Source organism: Pseudomonas sp. Lb2C2 (assembly GCF_052112205.1).
Classification (GTDB): domain Bacteria; phylum Pseudomonadota; class Gammaproteobacteria; order Pseudomonadales; family Pseudomonadaceae; genus Aquipseudomonas; species Aquipseudomonas kilonensis.
In genome coordinates, this window is sequence record NZ_JAUTYW010000003.1 from 16,605 (window position 1) to 31,581 (window position 14,977).

Sequence of the window (14,977 nt, forward strand, 5' to 3'; positions counted from 1 at the left end):
AGTGGTTGAGTGGCGTGTGTGAATTGGGACTGCGGGCGTTTCTGAAAGTGCAGTAAATCTGAACTTCAGCGCGCAAACGGCGACACACGTAAGACGAAAAATCGCTGCTAGGCTGTTAAAAACAACCAAGGAGAACCTCATGAGTGATCATCACACTTACAAAAAAGTCGAGCTGGTCGGCTCGTCTCCCACCAGCATTGAAGACGCCATCAACAACGCCCTGGCCGAGGCCAGCAAAAGCCTCAAGCACCTGGAGTGGTTCGAAGTCACGGAAACCCGCGGCCACATCGCAAACGGCCGGGCAGCGCACTTCCAAGTGACCATCAAGGTCGGCTTCCGGATTGCCAATAGCTGAGGGGCGGTGAACTTGCACGCTGGCGGAGTGCCATAGGGAATGGCGATGCGCTATGGTGTGCGCATCCTGTTTTTCCAATACCTGCCCTATTTGATCCGACCAAGGAGTGCGAGCGATGAAAAAGTTGATGGTAGCCCTGGGTTTGCTGAGCCTTGCCGGTGGTGCGTTTGCGGCGGGCAAGCCCTGCGAAGAGCTGAAAAGCGAAATCGCAGCGAAGCTGGACGCCAAGGGCGTGTCAGGTTATTCGCTGGAAATCGTCGATAAGGGCGCAGCGGCTGACGGAGAAGTCGTAGGCACCTGTGAGGGCGGTACGAAAGAAATCGTCTATAAAAAGTGATTCTTTTCGAACGTCAAAGCCGACGCAATGCGTCGGCTTTTTTATGCGCGTCATTCAGCCTTTCATGACCTGCGCCAACAACTCGTATGAGTGCAAACGATCGGCATGCTCGTACAGGTCGCTGGTGAAAATCAGCTCATCGGCCTGGGTTTGCTCAATCAGCACCTCCAGCTTGGCGCGAATCTTCTGCGGACTGCCGACCATGGCCAGGCCAAGGAAATCACCAACCGCTTCTTTTTCATGGGGCAACCAGAGGCCGTTCATGGTTTCGACCGGCGGACGCTGGACCAGGCTCTGGCCGCGCATCAATGCCAGGATCCGCTGGTACACCGACGTCGCCAGGTAATCGGCCTGTTCATCCGTGTCCGCCGCCACCAGCGGCACGCCGAGCATCACATAAGGCTTGTCGAGCACTGCCGACGGCTTGAAATGGTTGCGGTAGATACGAATCGCCTCGTGCATGTAGCGCGGTGCGAAATGGGAGGCGAACGCGTAGGGCAAACCGCGCTCACCGGCCAATTGCGCACTGAACAGGCTCGAACCCAGCAGCCACACCGGCACATTGGTGCCGGTGCCGGGCATGGCGATGATGCGTTGGTCCGGGGTGCGCGGGCCCAGATAACGCATCAGCTCGGCCACGTCTTCGGGGAAATCGTCCGCGCTGCCGGAGCGCTCGCGACGCAGCGCCCGGGCGGTGATCTGGTCGGAACCTGGTGCGCGGCCCAACCCCAGGTCGATTCGACCCGGGTAGAGGCTTTCCAGCGTGCCGAACTGTTCGGCGATGATCAACGGCGCGTGATTGGGCAACATGACGCCGCCGGAGCCGACACGAATGGTCGAAGTGCCCCCCGCCAGATAACCCAGCAGCACCGCCGTCGCGGAGCTGGCGATACCGTCCATGTTGTGGTGTTCGGCCACCCAGAAACGGGTGTAGCCGTATTTTTCCACGTGCTGCGCCAGGTCCAGCGAGTTGCGCAAGGACTGGGCGGCATTGCCATCGGCGCGGACAGGCACCAGGTCGAGGGTTGAGAATTTCACTTCGGACAGCTGTTTCATGGGCCGGGATCTCCAACGGCGTTCCGGGCTTTTCCAGGGCAAAAGCCTGCCGTTTCTAAAGGTGTGTTCCATGCAATGTGGGCATATACCCGAGTTTCAATAGCTGCGAAGAATTTTCCTACTAAATTCGTCGGCTAATCGACAAGGTGAACTTTTCCGGGCGGTCTATCCTCACAACCCAGACAGTTAAAAAAACACCCAGGCGCGTCTCTCGCGCCGGATCTTCAGGAGGCAGACATGGCTATCATCAAGAAAGCATCGGCTCATTGGGAAGGTGACCTGAAAACCGGTATCGGCTCCATTTCCACGGAAACCGGTGTGCTGCGCGAAGCGCCCTATGGCTTCAAGGCGCGCTTCGAAGGCGGCAAGGGCACCAACCCAGAGGAATTGATCGGCGCGGCCCACGCCGGCTGCTTTTCCATGGCCTTTTCGATGATCCTCGGCGATGCCGGGCTCAAGGCCGACAGCATCGACACCAATGCTGAAGTGACCCTGGACCAGGTCGATGGCGGTTTCGCGATCACGGCGGTCAAGCTGGTGCTCAAGGCGAAAATTCCCGGCGCCAGCCAGGCGCAATTCGACGAACTGAGCAAGAAGGCCAAGGAAGGGTGCCCGGTTTCCAAGGTGCTGAACGCCCAGATCACCCTGGATGCGACGCTGGTGAACTGACGCATGAAAGGGTCGCAGCCTTTGCAGACACTGCCGAAGGCTGCGATCACTTGAATACGGTCGAGCTGTTTACCCTGGCGCAATTATGATCGAATGAAGCCTGCAGTTTCAGCGCACAGGCAGTGCGCGCTGCCATGAGGAATTCGAACATGAAACGAGCAGCCCTGGTGGTCATCGGTTGCGCATTTGCTGCATCAGCCCTTGCAGCCCCCAAATCCTGTGAAGAGCTGAAAGCGGAAATCGAAGCTAAGATCCAGGCCAATAACGTGTCGTCCTACACGCTGGAAATCGTCACCAACGACGAAGTCCATGACCAGAACATGGTGGTGGGCAGTTGCGAAGGCGGCACGAAGAAGATCATCTACCAGAAGAACGACCGCTAGGACGCTCTACGGAACGCAATTGATTTGTCGCTCTTCGGCCACGATTTGACGCTTGGCATCATAGAGCCGGGCGCTGGGCGTGAACGCCAGGTTGCGAGCCTCCAGCCGATAGCGCTGGCCGGCCTCGAAATGGTCATAACGCACGAGCATGTAGCACAGCCGCTCTTGCGGTTCGGCTTGCATGCCCAGCCCGCCACCGCTAAACACTTCGAAGTCGAAGCGCACTTTCAGTTCGTGGCTGCCCGGCGAAACCTGAAAGAACCGGCCGTCTCGCAATCGCTGGCCATCCAGGCTTTCAGCCATCAGCATTTTGCCGCCCGGCATGGGGGTAGCGAAATCGATCCACGCCATGTTCGGATCGACCTGGGGCAGTGGGCTCGTTGCACAACCGCTCATGGAGACCAGGGCCAGTAACAGCAGAGGTAAGCGCATGGTGAATTTCCTGAAATCAGGCACTGAGCATAGCGCCAATCACGTTTGTTGGCAGCCCGCCGGCGTACCTTGCCCCACCACTTTGCGTTGCTGATCGTAAAGCTTGGCCCATGGCCGGAAACCAATGCTGCCGGCCTGCAGCTGGTACCGTTGGCCGGCGTTGAAGTCCTTGAATTTCACGTTCAACCGGCAATCACGCCACAGCGGCTCGGCATCCGGGCCGATGTTGCCGGGTTCGACGGCAAATTGATAACGCACCGTCAGTTCATGGCTGCCGGGTTGCACTTCGAAATAGCGCCGATCGGTGGACGTCCTGTCATCGACTTTTAGCGCTTGCAGCGCGGTGTCCTGCTGGTTTCCCAGGTCGATCCACGCTTGGGATGGATCAGGATCAGGCAAACCGGCGCAACCGGTCAGCAGCAACAGGCCGCTCGTCAGCATCAACACGCGCATAGCGAAGCTCCAGGCAAGCGAGATAGTCTTGTAGACAGACTTCCCAGGGTGATTCCAATTGATCAGGCCGCGTTCAAGCCATCGGTTACTCGACCGCGTTTTCCAGATTTTGTTTCCAGGCCTCCTGCTTTTGTTACTGAACGGTTGCACAAGCGCCGGTTACTACAGCCAGCTCGTCGGTGGGCAACTGCGGTTGTTGCAGGCCCGGGAGCCTATCGACCAGGTCATTGCCGACCCTGCTCGCGATGCCCAACTGAAGGCGCACCTGACCCAGGCGCGCGAGGCACGGGCGTTCGCCAGCGCTCACCTGCACTTGCCGGACAATCAAAGCTATCGCCTGTATGCGGACATTGGCCGGCCATTCGTCGTCTGGAATGTCTTCGCCACGCCGGAGTTTTCCCTGGCGCCGCTAAATCATTGTTTCCCGATTGCCGGTTGCGTGGCTTATCGCGGTTATTACAGCCAGGGTGCCGCCCGTGGCGAGGCCGCATTGCAGCGTTTGCAGGGCATGGACGTGTCGATCGGTGGTGTAGAGGCCTACTCGACGCTGGGCTGGTTCAATGATCCGATCCTGAGTTCGATGATGCATTGGGGCGACGAACGCCTGGCGACGCTGATCTTTCATGAACTGGCGCACCAGCGCTTTTATGTAAAGGACGACACCGAATTCAATGAGTCCTTCGCCACCTTCGTCGAGCAGGAAGGCACCCGGCAATGGCGCGCCAGTCGAGGGCTGGCGCCGGATAATGGCAAGCAGGTGCGCCAGCGCGACCAATTCATCCAATTGATCCTCGACACCCGCCAGCGCCTGGAACAGCTCTACTCCCACCCCCTGCCGACCGACCAGATGCGCCAACGCAAGGCACAGGCATTCCAACGCCTGCGCACCGACTATGAGCAGTTGCGCGACACTCAATGGGCCGGTGACAAACGCTACGACGCCTGGGTCTATGCCCCCCTGAACAACGCGCGGTTGCTGCCTTTCGGGCTGTATGACCAGTGGGTGCCGGCGTTTGCGGCGCTGTTCAAGCGGGAGGGCGGTAGTTGGGTTGCGTTTTATGCAGCGGTGGAAAAGCTCGGCAAATTGCCGATCGACGAACGCAAGGTGGCTTTGAAGGCGTTGGCAGCGCCCAAGCCTTCTGCTGACTAGGCGGACGTCTTCGCGAGCAAGCTCGCTCCCACAGTGCTGCATCTCCACAGCCTGTGGCGAGGGCACCAAGCCATCGCTGTCTCAAACAGCTAGCAACCCACACAAAAAAGGGCATACCGATTCATCGGTATGCCCTTTTGATTGCCGCTTTCTTCCCCCTGGCCGAGGTACTCCGCAGCAATTACGGGTTGACGCTGTCTTTCAAGAACTTGCCTGGTTTGAAGGCAACGGTATTGCTGGCCTTGATCTTCACCGGCTCACCGGTCTGTGGGTTTTTGCCAGTGCGGGCGCCGCGGTGGCGTTGCAGGAAAGTGCCGAAGCCCACCAGGGTGACGCTGTCCTTGCGGTGCAGGGCGCCGGTGATTTCTTCGAGGACGGCGTTGAGGACGCGGTTGGCTTGTTCTTTGGTGAGGTCTGCTTTTTCCGCGATGGCGGCGGCGAGTTCTGGTTTACGCATGAATGAAGCCCCTTTGACGGTTTTTTTGTTGTTATGTCCGTGCCGTTCTCTTTGGAACAGCCCCTAAGGCGCCGCAGGCTCTACTCTGCGGCAGACGGGAGTGAGGATGGCACGGTGCCGATAACGGCGCCAGTGTCCGGGCGACCTTTGTGGGACCAAAAGTAGGGTTTTTGCGACAGAACGACCAGTATTTACGCCAGCAGGGGTGGAAGTTCCTTGTTCAGTGCCAGTTTCTCCATCACCGCCGTGCCTGTCAGGGCGTAGCCCAGCAGGTTGCCTTGAGCGTCGCGGCATAGCGCCTTGATGTCCGCGCCCTGCCCTTCGACGCTCCACACGCCCTCACTGCCTCGCGGTGGTGGCGACACCACCAATGGGCACACCGGGGTCTTGACGGTAATCGGCATGGCGCCGTAGCTGACGGCAGTCGGGTTGCCGGCCAGGGTCTGGGCCAGGGCGCGGGCACAGCTCATCAGGGGCATGACATACAGCAGGTTCAAGCCGTCGACCTCGGCGCAGTCGCCCAGGGCGTAGATGTTGGCGTGGGAGGTTTTCAGGTGGCGGTCGACCACGACGCCGCGGTTGACCACCAGGCCCGCCGCAGCTGCCAGGTCGATGCGTGGGCGCAGGCCGATGGCCGAGACCACCAGGTCGCAGGCGAGCACCTGGCCGTCGGACAGGTGCGCCTCCAGCCCGTCGGCGACCTTCTGCAAGCGGTTGAGTACCGGGCCCAGGTGGAAACGCGCGCCAAGGCTTTCCAGCCCAGCCAGGACCGCTGCGGCAGCGGCCGGGTGCAACAGCGTCGGCATGACTTGCTCGCACGGTGCCACCAGTTGCACTTCGTAGCCGCCCAGGCTCAGGTCGTTGGCGAACTCGCAACCAATCAGGCCAGCGCCAAGCAACAACACCCGGCGCTTGCCGGCGGCCGCAGCCCTGAAACGTGCGTAGTCTTCCAGGTCGTTGATGGGAAAAATCAGCTCCGCCGCGTCGCCCTGCACCGGCACGCGCACGGTTTCGGCGCCCCAGGCCAGGATCAGGTCGCGGTAGTTCACCGCCTCTTCGCCGATCCACAGCCGTTTGTGGCCCGGATCGATGCCGCTGATACGGGTGTGGGTGCGTACTTCGGCCTTGAGTTGCTCGGCCATGGCCCCCGGTTCGGCCATGCTCAGGCCGTCGGCATCCTTGTTTTTACCAAAGCCTGTGGAGAGCATCGGCTTGGAATACGAGCGACCGTCGTCCGCGGTGATCAGCAGCAACGGGGTTTCGCTGTCGAGCTTGCGAAACTCCCGGGCCAGGTTGTAACCGGCCAGCCCAGTACCGACGATAACGACAGGTGCACTCATGTTGCTCTCCAGCGGGGAAACGATCAGAGGGGAAACGATCAGTTGATTTCAATCATCTCGAAATCCATTTTGCCGACGCCGCAGTCCGGGCAGAGCCAGTCCGCCGGTACGTCCTCCCAGCGAGTGCCAGGCGCGATACCATCGTCAGGCCAGCCGTCAGCTTCGTTGTAGATCAGACCGCAGACGATACATTGCCACTTCTTCATTCAGGTACTTCCTCAGGTGTCAGGCGTTTGCCGGTATGCTCGGGCCGATGAAGCAGCCCCTTCCGGCTCAGGGCGTTTTGTACTGATCGGTTGCGACAGATGCAAGCATGATCGGCGCGGCGGCAGGCCGAGCCAGTCAAAACCATCGACCGACATGGTAAGCTCGCGCCCTCATTTGCTGCCATTCAAGACCTCTGTGCCGCATACAAATTCGATATTTCCTACACTCCAATGGCTGCCCCAGCCCCTGCTGTCGCCCCGCCCCGATGCGGGTGTCCTCGATTGGCTGTTCGACGAAGGCTCCCTGACCCGGCGTCTCACGCGCCTGTCGGACGGCCATTTCAGCGTAACGCCGTTGTTCGAAGGCTGGCAGCCATTGCGCGCCGACGAATGCGCCGCCCTGGACCTGGCCGAGGGCAGCGAGGGCTGGGTACGCGAGGTGTATCTGCGCGGCCGCGACCAGCCTTGGGTGTTCGCCCGCAGTGTGGCGGCGCGCAGCGCCTTGCAGGGTGACGGCTTGCAGATGGACGAACTGGGCAGCCGCTCCCTGGGGGAGTTGCTGTTTTGCGACCAGGCGTTCCAGCGCCGGGCCATCGAAGTCTGCCATTACCCCGACGCCGGGTTGCCGGAAGAAGTGCGCGCCAGTGGGCTGTGGGGGCGCCGTTCACGTTTCGATCGCGGTGCGTTGAGCGTGCTGGTGGCGGAAATCTTTCTGCCGCGCTTGTGGACCGTCGCCCGCGCCTATTCGGAGAATTGCTGATGTACGTGCAACTGCTCAAATCCTTGAACCGCCTGAACCCGCGGGCCTGGGACTTCGTGCAACTGACCCGCATGGACAAGCCCATCGGCATCTACCTGCTGCTGTGGCCGACGTTGTGGGCGTTGTGGATTGCCGGTGAAGGCTCGCCGTCCATCGCCAACGTGGTGATCTTCGTCCTCGGCGTGGTGCTGACCCGCGCTGGCGGCTGTGTGATCAATGACTGGGCCGACCGCAAGGTGGACGGCCACGTCAAGCGCACCGAGCAGCGCCCGCTGGTGAGCGGCAAGATCAGTTCGAAAGAGGCACTGGTGTTCTTCGCCGTGCTGATGAGCGTGAGTTTCCTGCTGGTGCTGTGCACCAACGCCCCGACCATCCTGCTCTCCCTCGGTGGCCTGGCGCTGGCGTTCAGTTACCCGTTCATGAAGCGCTATACCTACTACCCTCAAGTGGTCCTGGGCGCGGCGTTCTCCTGGGGCATGCCGATGGCGTTCACCGCCGAAACCGGTCATCTGCCGGCCGCCGCCTGGTTGCTGTACATCGCCAACCTGCTGTGGACGGTGGGCTACGACACCTATTACGCGATGACCGACCGGGACGATGACCTGCGCATTGGCGTGAAGTCCACGGCGATCCTGTTTGGCGATGCCGACCGGGTGATCATCCTGACGCTGCAAGGCCTGGCCTTGGGCTGCCTGCTGCTGGCCGGGTCGAAATTCCAACTCGGCGGCTGGTTCCACCTGGGGCTGGTGGCCGCTGCCGCATGCTTCGCCTGGGAGTTCTGGTACACACGTGGCCGGGATCGGATGCGCTGTTTCCAGGCATTCCTGCACAACCATTGGGCCGGGTTGGCGATTTTCGTGGGGATTGTGCTGGATTACGCGTTGCGTTGATCCGCTGTCCCTGCTGCAGTACACCTTGGGTCATGAAAACCTCTGTGGCGAGGGAGCTTGCTCCCGCTCGGTTGCGCAGCGACCGCTAAATCTTGGGGCCGCTTCGCAGCCCAGCGGGAGCAAGCTCCCTCGCCACAAAAAGCATCTTGGCTGGGCTCGTCAATCGGGCTTGGCAACTTTCCAGGCACCGTCCATCAAGCCATCACCCGTCATGTCTCCGGCTTTTGTGTCCCTCACGAAGGTGTACAGCGGCATACCCTGATAGGCCCACTGCATTGAGCCATCATCACGCTTGATCACGGTCCAGTCACCCATGGATTTATCACCCGCCTCAGCCATCAGCGGTGGCCAATTGGCGGCACACTTGTCATTGCACGCCGACTTGCCGGCCGAGTCCTTGGCGAAGGTGTAAAGCGTCATGCCCTTATGGTCGGTGAACATACCGTCCTTCTCCATCGCAGGATCGGCTGCCATCGCCAATCCAGGCAGCATCAGGGCAGCAGCCATCAGCAGGGCTTTGAAAGAAACAGTCATTTGTTTCATGGAAACCTTCCTTTGTAGTTGTCAGGATTCGGACTGAAAAGCGTAGTCCAGGATCCCTTTCACCGCCGCACGACGAAATAACTGTCACACGACTGCAATAATTCCGTTATCTAATGCGGCGCAAGACAGTTAAATGACAAGAGGATTACCCCATGGTTGGCAGGAGCATTCTGATCGTCGACGACGAGGCGCCCATCCGCGAGATGATCGCCGTTGCGTTGGAGATGGCCGGCTATGACTGCATGGAAGCAGAAAACTCTCAACAGGCCCACGCCATCATCGTCGACCGCAAGCCCGACCTGATCCTGCTGGACTGGATGCTGCCCGGCACGTCAGGTATCGAACTGGCGCGGCGGCTCAAGCGCGACGAGCTGACCGGTGATATTCCGATCATCATGCTCACGGCCAAGGGCGAAGAGGACAACAAGATCCAGGGCCTGGAAGTCGGCGCCGACGACTACATCACCAAGCCGTTCTCCCCACGGGAGCTGGTGGCGCGCCTGAAGGCCGTGCTGCGCCGCGCCGGACCGACGGATGGCGAAGCCCCCATCGAAGTCGGTGGCCTGCTGCTCGACCCGATCAGCCATCGCGTGACCATCGACGGCAAACCCGCCGAAATGGGTCCGACCGAATACCGCCTGTTGCAATTCTTCATGACTCACCAGGAACGTGCCTACACCCGCGGCCAACTGCTGGACCAGGTCTGGGGCGGCAACGTCTATGTCGAGGAGCGCACCGTGGACGTACACATCCGGCGCCTGCGCAAGGCCCTCGGCGATGCCTATGAAAATCTGGTACAAACCGTGCGCGGCACCGGTTATCGTTTTTCGACCAAGGCCTGATCCGAGCCCTTACCGCCCGACAAAGCTGACAAGGACGCGCGTCACGTGAACCAAAACTGGCATGGCACCCTGATTCGCCACATGTTGTTGCTGGTGACCGGCTGTTTGCTGATCGGCCTGATCAGTGGTTATTACGGTTGGAGCCTGGCCGCGGGCCTGGGGCTTTACCTGGCCTGGACACTCAAGCAATTGCTGCGCCTGCATGAATGGCTGCGCCTGCACCAACCCGACGAAGCGCCGCCCGACGGCTATGGCCTGTGGGGTGAGGTGTTCGACAGCATCTACCACCTGCAACGGCGCGACCAGCGCGTTCGCGGGCGCCTGCAGGCGGTGATCGACCGGGTCCAGGAGTCCACTGCCGCGCTGAAAGACGCGGTGATCATGCTCGACAGCGACGGCAACCTGGAGTGGTGGAACCGCGCCGCCGAGACCCTGCTGGGCCTCAAGACGCCACAGGACAGCGGCCAGCCGGTGACCAACCTGGTGCGTCATCCGCGCTTCAAGGAATATTTCGAGCAGGCCAATTACGCCGAGCCGCTGGAGATCCCTTCGCCCACCAATGATCGGCTACGCATCCAGCTGTACATCACCCGCTATGGCAACAATGAGCACTTGATGCTGGTGCGCGACGTCACGCGCATCCATCAGCTGGAACAGATGCGCAAGGACTTCATCGCCAACGTTTCCCACGAACTGCGCACCCCGTTGACGGTGATCTGTGGTTATCTGGAAACCCTGCTCGACAACGTCGAGGAGGTGAACCCGCGCTGGAGCCGGGCCTTGCAACAGATGCACCAGCAAAGCGGGCGCATGCAGACCCTGCTCAACGACTTGTTGCTGCTGGCGAAGCTGGAAGCCACCGATTACCCGTCGGACAACCAGCCAGTGCCCATCGACGACCTGCTGCAAATCATTGTCGAAGATGCGCAGGAACTGTCCGGCCCCAAGCAGCAGACCATCACCCTGGAGGCCGACCCGGCCGTGCAGCTCAAAGGCAGCGAGGCGGAACTGCGCAGTGCGTTTTCCAACCTGGTGTTCAACGCGGTCAAGTACACGCCGGAGCAAGGCCGGATCCATGTGCGCTGGTGGGGCGATGAGCAAGGCGCGCACCTGAGCGTGCGCGATTCAGGCATCGGAATCGACAGCAAGCACCTGCCGCGCCTGACCGAACGTTTCTACCGCGTCGACTCCAGCCGCAACTCCAATACCGGGGGTACCGGGCTGGGCCTGGCCATCGTCAAACACGTCCTGCTGCGCCACCGCGCCCGCATGGAAATCAGCAGTGTACCCGGCCATGGCAGCACCTTTACCTGCCATTTCGCCCCGGCCCAGGTGGTTCGCGCACGCCTCGCCCGCCCCGCTGATTAAACGCACCCCCTAGGCAATCGCCGAGTCAGCCGCTACATTGGCTGACTTGCGCCTGCCTTTTCAGGCGCTCATTTTTAATTCCTACGACTTTACGGAACCCGCAAAACCCCATCATGGACCCTTCCCCTGGCTTGTCCCTCGTCACACTCTTCGCCGAATTCGGCATGATTCTTTTTGCGCTGATCCTGGTTTTGCTCAACGGCTTTTTCGTTGCGGCCGAATTCGCCATGGTCAAGCTGCGTTCGACCCGGGTCGAGGCCATTGCCGAGCAGAACGGCTGGCGCGGACACATCCTGCGCACCGTCCACAGCCAGCTCGACGCTTACCTGTCGGCGTGCCAGTTGGGTATCACCCTGGCGTCCCTGGGACTGGGCTGGGTCGGTGAGCCGGCCTTCGCCCACATCCTCGAGCCGCTGCTGGGCGCTGTCGGCGTACAGTCGCCGGAAGTGATCAAGGGCGTGTCGTTCTTCACCGCGTTCTTCATCATTTCGTACCTGCACATCGTGGTCGGTGAACTGGCGCCCAAATCCTGGGCCATTCGCAAACCCGAGCTGCTGTCGCTGTGGACCGCCGTGCCGCTGTACCTGTTCTACTGGGCCATGTACCCGGCGATCTACCTGCTCAACGCCAGCGCCAACACCATTTTGCGCATCGCCGGCCAAGGCGAGCCCGGCCCGCATCACGAACACCATTACAGCCGCGAAGAACTGAAGCTGATCCTGCACTCCAGCCGAGGCCAGGACCCGAGCGACCAAGGCATGCGCGTGCTGGCCTCGGCCGTGGAAATGGGCGAGCTGGAAGTGGTGGACTGGGCCAACTCCCGGGAAGACCTGGTGACGCTGGAGTTCAACGCGCCGCTCAAGGAAATCCTGGCGATGTTCCGTCGCCACAAGTTCAGCCGTTATCCGGTGTATGACAGCGAACGCCAGGAGTTCGTCGGCCTGCTGCACATCAAGGACCTGCTGCTGGAGCTGGCGGCCCTGGATCACATTCCCGAGTCGTTCAACCTGGCCGAACTGACCCGGCCGCTGGAGCGCGTGTCGCGGCACATGCCGCTGTCGCAATTGCTGGAGCAGTTCCGCAAGGGCGGCTCGCACTTCGCCCTGGTCGAGGAAGCCGACGGCAACATCATCGGCTACCTGACCATGGAAGACGTGCTGGAAGTGCTGGTGGGCGACATCCAGGACGAACACCGCAAGGCCGAACGCGGCATCCTGGCCTACCAGCCGGGCAAGCTGCTGGTACGCGGCGACACGCCATTGTTCAAGGTCGAGCGCCTGCTGGGGATCGACCTGGACCACATCGAAGCCGAAACCCTGGCCGGGCTGGTCTATGAAACCCTCAAGCGCGTACCGGAAGAGGAAGAAGTGCTGGAAGTCGAAGGCCTGCGGATCATCATCAAGAAGATGAAAGGGCCGAAGATCATTCTGGCGAAGGTGTTGATGCTCGATTGAGTGTCAACCTGCTCTGGCAAGCCGGTGGCAAAACTGTGGGAGCAAAGCTTGCTCGCGATACAGGCAACTCAGTTTCTGGAAGACCGCGTCGCCCTCGTCGCGGGCAAGCCTTGCTCCCACAGATGAATCCCTCCACCACAAAAAGCGCCTTCGCATCTGCAGAAGCTATTGCTTGCCCACCGCAAAGTTGGGCAAGTCGCCCACCGGTTGATTGAACTGGTAGGGAATCGACACCAGCCCCAGGCCGGTATTGCGCTGCACCACGAAGTGCAGGTGCGGGCCTGAGCTGTTGCCGGTATTGCCCGACAACGCCAACGGCGTGCCCACCCCGACTCGCTGCCCTTCCCGTACGCTCACCGAGCCTTTCTGCAAGTGCAGGTAGACGCCCATGGTCCCGTCATCGTGCAGCACCCGCACGAAGTTGCCCGAAGGGTCGTCCCCACGGCCGGTCTGCTCGTTTTCGGTCTTGATGACCACGCCACCCCGCGCCGCGATGATCGGCGTGCCCACTGGCATGGCAATATCCATGGCGTAGCGGTTCTTCGGGCCGTAATGGCTGTACTGGCCGTTGGCGCCCTGGCTCAGCCGGAACGGCCCGCCACGCCACGGCAACGGGTACTGATAGGCCTGTGCCGCGCCGGCGGGGTCGCCCAGGGAGTATTCGAACCTTGGGGTATACACCAGCGGCCTGCCGGGCCGAGTGGCAGTGAGCAGCGCCAGGCGCAGGTTGCTGCGTGCCGGCAGTACCCGACGAATCGGCCGGCTCGGCGCCCCGCTGACGTTGCGCAGCCCGGCAAAACTCAACTCGATCTCCACCGGCGCATACAAATCGTTGCGCACGAACACCGCATCCGCGCCGTTCTGTTTCTTGATATCGAGGAATACCTGCCGCTCCAGGCGCTCGACCATGCGGTCGCGGAACACGAACACCTGGGCGCCCTTGCTGGGGCGGTCGCTATAGGACACCACGCCATTGGCATCGGTGGATTTGTAGATCGTCATGGCCACGGCCGAGGTGGAGGCCAGGACAAGACCACAGGCAAACAGCAGGGGTGCGAGCATGGGTAAGGGTTCTGTCGAAAAATGAAGGCCTGCACAGCAGCCTAGCAGCTGGGATGGACCAGCGTAGTCGACGGATGTTTCAAAATAGGTGGGCAGATCGTGCTGTGTCGAGACTGACGCCCCCATCGCGAGCAGGCTCGCTCCCACAGGGATCTTCAGTGTTCACTGGATCGAGTGTGGGAGCGAGCTTGCTCGCGATAGCGGACTCAAGGGCGCCGCCGAATCAGGCGCCAGGTACGAAGTGCTTCTGCGCGGTGCCGCGGGCGATCAGGCGGGAGATGTAGTCGAGTTTCTGCGGGTCTTTGTCGACGAAGCGGAACGTCAATTGCAGCCACTCGCTGTCAGGCGTCTGCTCATGGGCGACGATGGCGTGCAGGTAGCCGTTGAGACGAGCGGTTTCGGCGTTGTCGCCCTGCTCCATGTCCAGCACTGCGCTTTCGAGCACTTGTGGCAGGGTCTCGCTGCGCTTGACCACCAGCAGCGCTTCCTTGAGGCTCAGGGCCTTGATCACGCATTGCTGGGTGCCACTGGACAGGCGCAACTGGCCTTGGCCACGGTTGGTCGTCGAAGCGGCGGCTACCGGTGCCTTGACGGGTGGACTGTTGAGCAGGCCACGGGCCGGGGCAGCAGCGGCGGGGGCGGGGGCGGCAGCCGGCTTGGCAAAAGGATTCGCCACAGGCGCCGAAGCGACCGCCGCCACCGCAGCCTTGCCGCCCGTCAGGGCGCTTAGGGAGTCATTGCCGAACGCCGAGTTCATCTTGGTCGGGGCACTGTTCATCAGCGTGTCGAGCTTGCCGACCTTATGCAGGGCTTGCTTGACCTTGGTCAGTAGCTGCTCGTTGGTGAACGGCTTGCTGACATAACCGGAGACGCCGGCCTGGATCGCCTGGACCACGTTTTCCTTGTCGCCGCGGCTGGTGACCATCACGAACGGCATGCCCTTGAGGTTGTCCTGCTGGCGGCACCAGGTCAGCAGTTCCAGGCCGGACATTTCCGGCATTTCCCAATCGCACAGCACCAGGTCGAACGCTTCGCGAGCCAGCAGGGCCTGGGCTTTTTTGCCGTTCACCGCGTCTTCGATGCGCACGCCCGGGAAGTAGTTGCGCAGGCACTTCTTCACCAGGTCACGAATGAACGAAGCATCGTCCACGACCAACACACTGACCTTACTCATCCAGATACACCTCTAAAAAATCCCGGCAAGCATACCGCTTTTACTG

The 14,977-nt window shown here is 61.1% G+C and carries 19 protein-coding genes; 10 read left to right on the forward strand and 9 right to left on the reverse strand.

Annotated elements, in window-relative coordinates; all coding sequences use genetic code 11:
- Positions 1-139: 139 nt before the first annotated feature.
- A complete protein-coding gene (locus Q7F16_RS08400; RefSeq protein WP_014335909.1) occupies positions 140-355 on the forward strand; it encodes a dodecin in 216 nt (71 codons plus the stop codon).
- 115 nt (positions 356-470) lie between these two features.
- The gene (locus Q7F16_RS08405; protein WP_014335908.1) at positions 471-692 is read left to right on the forward strand and encodes a DUF1161 domain-containing protein; all 222 of its coding nucleotides are present in this window, start codon (positions 471-473) and stop codon (positions 690-692) included.
- Between the two features lie 54 nt (positions 693-746).
- On the opposite strand, the gene Q7F16_RS08410 is transcribed toward Q7F16_RS08405, so the two are convergent.
- Positions 747-1,748 (reverse strand): LLM class flavin-dependent oxidoreductase, encoded by a 1,002-nt coding sequence (locus Q7F16_RS08410; RefSeq protein ID WP_409555621.1) that lies wholly within the window; start codon positions 1,746-1,748, stop codon positions 747-749.
- 237 nt (positions 1,749-1,985) lie between these two features.
- On the opposite strand from Q7F16_RS08410, the gene Q7F16_RS08415 reads away from it, so the two are divergent.
- On the forward strand, positions 1,986-2,417 hold the full coding sequence (locus Q7F16_RS08415) for an OsmC family protein (protein WP_003196419.1): 432 nt from the start codon (positions 1,986-1,988) through the stop codon (positions 2,415-2,417).
- A 149-nt stretch (positions 2,418-2,566) separates the two neighbouring features.
- Positions 2,567-2,800, forward strand: coding sequence for a DUF1161 domain-containing protein (locus Q7F16_RS08420; RefSeq protein ID WP_046064712.1), 234 nt, complete (start codon positions 2,567-2,569; stop codon positions 2,798-2,800).
- A gap of 6 nt (positions 2,801-2,806) precedes the next feature.
- Here the strand turns inward: Q7F16_RS08420 and Q7F16_RS08425 are convergent, their stop codons facing one another.
- Positions 2,807-3,232: a PA0061/PA0062 family lipoprotein gene (locus Q7F16_RS08425; RefSeq protein WP_014335904.1), complete on the reverse strand. Its 426-nt coding sequence runs from the start codon at positions 3,230-3,232 to the stop codon at positions 2,807-2,809.
- Positions 3,233-3,271: 39 nt separating this feature from the next.
- Positions 3,272-3,685 carry a PA0061/PA0062 family lipoprotein gene (locus Q7F16_RS08430; RefSeq protein ID WP_046064711.1) on the reverse strand — a complete coding sequence of 138 codons (414 nt, stop codon included), beginning with the start codon at positions 3,683-3,685 and terminating at the stop codon, positions 3,272-3,274.
- Positions 3,686-3,743: 58 nt separating this feature from the next.
- Here Q7F16_RS08430 and Q7F16_RS08435 point away from each other — a divergent pair, with 58 nt between their 5' ends.
- On the forward strand, positions 3,744-4,835 hold the full coding sequence (locus Q7F16_RS08435) for an aminopeptidase (RefSeq protein ID WP_409555622.1): 1,092 nt from the start codon (positions 3,744-3,746) through the stop codon (positions 4,833-4,835).
- A gap of 181 nt (positions 4,836-5,016) precedes the next feature.
- On the opposite strand, the gene Q7F16_RS08440 is transcribed toward Q7F16_RS08435, so the two are convergent.
- The 3 genes from Q7F16_RS08440 to Q7F16_RS08450 all read right to left on the reverse strand — a co-directional run bounded on the left by Q7F16_RS08440 (position 5,017) and on the right by Q7F16_RS08450 (position 6,838).
- Complete coding sequence (locus Q7F16_RS08440) at positions 5,017-5,292, reverse strand: HU family DNA-binding protein (protein ID WP_003177201.1); 276 nt, start codon at positions 5,290-5,292, stop codon at positions 5,017-5,019.
- A 191-nt stretch (positions 5,293-5,483) separates the two neighbouring features.
- Positions 5,484-6,632, reverse strand: a complete 1,149-nt coding sequence (locus Q7F16_RS08445) for an NAD(P)/FAD-dependent oxidoreductase (protein WP_409555623.1) — start codon at positions 6,630-6,632, stop codon at positions 5,484-5,486.
- A gap of 38 nt (positions 6,633-6,670) precedes the next feature.
- On the reverse strand, positions 6,671-6,838 hold the full coding sequence (locus Q7F16_RS08450) for a rubredoxin (RefSeq protein WP_003177199.1): 168 nt from the start codon (positions 6,836-6,838) through the stop codon (positions 6,671-6,673).
- A gap of 196 nt (positions 6,839-7,034) precedes the next feature.
- On the opposite strand from Q7F16_RS08450, the gene Q7F16_RS08455 reads away from it, so the two are divergent.
- On the forward strand, positions 7,035-7,598 hold the full coding sequence (locus Q7F16_RS08455) for a chorismate--pyruvate lyase family protein (RefSeq protein WP_046064726.1): 564 nt from the start codon (positions 7,035-7,037) through the stop codon (positions 7,596-7,598).
- Positions 7,598-8,488, forward strand: a complete 891-nt coding sequence (gene ubiA / locus Q7F16_RS08460; RefSeq protein WP_014335898.1) for a 4-hydroxybenzoate octaprenyltransferase — start codon at positions 7,598-7,600, stop codon at positions 8,486-8,488. The genes Q7F16_RS08455 and ubiA overlap by 1 nt, the downstream gene beginning before the upstream one ends.
- Positions 8,489-8,647: 159 nt before the next feature.
- Here the strand turns inward: ubiA and Q7F16_RS08465 are convergent, their stop codons facing one another.
- Entirely contained in the window at positions 8,648-9,031 is a 384-nt protein-coding gene (locus Q7F16_RS08465; protein ID WP_095974481.1) for a COG4315 family predicted lipoprotein, read from the reverse strand.
- 152 nt (positions 9,032-9,183) lie between these two features.
- Between Q7F16_RS08465 and phoB the strand changes: the two genes are divergently transcribed.
- The 3 genes from phoB to Q7F16_RS08480 all read left to right on the forward strand — a co-directional run bounded on the left by phoB (position 9,184) and on the right by Q7F16_RS08480 (position 12,695).
- A complete protein-coding gene (gene phoB / locus Q7F16_RS08470) occupies positions 9,184-9,873 on the forward strand; it encodes a phosphate regulon transcriptional regulator PhoB (RefSeq protein ID WP_003177195.1) in 690 nt (229 codons plus the stop codon).
- Positions 9,874-9,954: 81 nt separating this feature from the next.
- Positions 9,955-11,241, forward strand: a complete 1,287-nt coding sequence (gene phoR / locus Q7F16_RS08475) for a phosphate regulon sensor histidine kinase PhoR (protein WP_189664562.1) — start codon at positions 9,955-9,957, stop codon at positions 11,239-11,241.
- Positions 11,242-11,354: 113 nt separating this feature from the next.
- Positions 11,355-12,695, forward strand: coding sequence for a hemolysin family protein (locus tag Q7F16_RS08480; RefSeq protein ID WP_409555624.1), 1,341 nt, complete (start codon positions 11,355-11,357; stop codon positions 12,693-12,695).
- Positions 12,696-12,860: 165 nt separating this feature from the next.
- On the opposite strand, the gene Q7F16_RS08485 is transcribed toward Q7F16_RS08480, so the two are convergent.
- Complete coding sequence (locus tag Q7F16_RS08485) at positions 12,861-13,757, reverse strand: peptidoglycan DD-metalloendopeptidase family protein (protein WP_409555625.1); 897 nt, start codon at positions 13,755-13,757, stop codon at positions 12,861-12,863.
- 223 nt (positions 13,758-13,980) lie between these two features.
- Positions 13,981-14,931, reverse strand: coding sequence for a response regulator (locus Q7F16_RS08490; protein WP_095962710.1), 951 nt, complete (start codon positions 14,929-14,931; stop codon positions 13,981-13,983).
- Positions 14,932-14,977 lie beyond the last annotated feature (46 nt).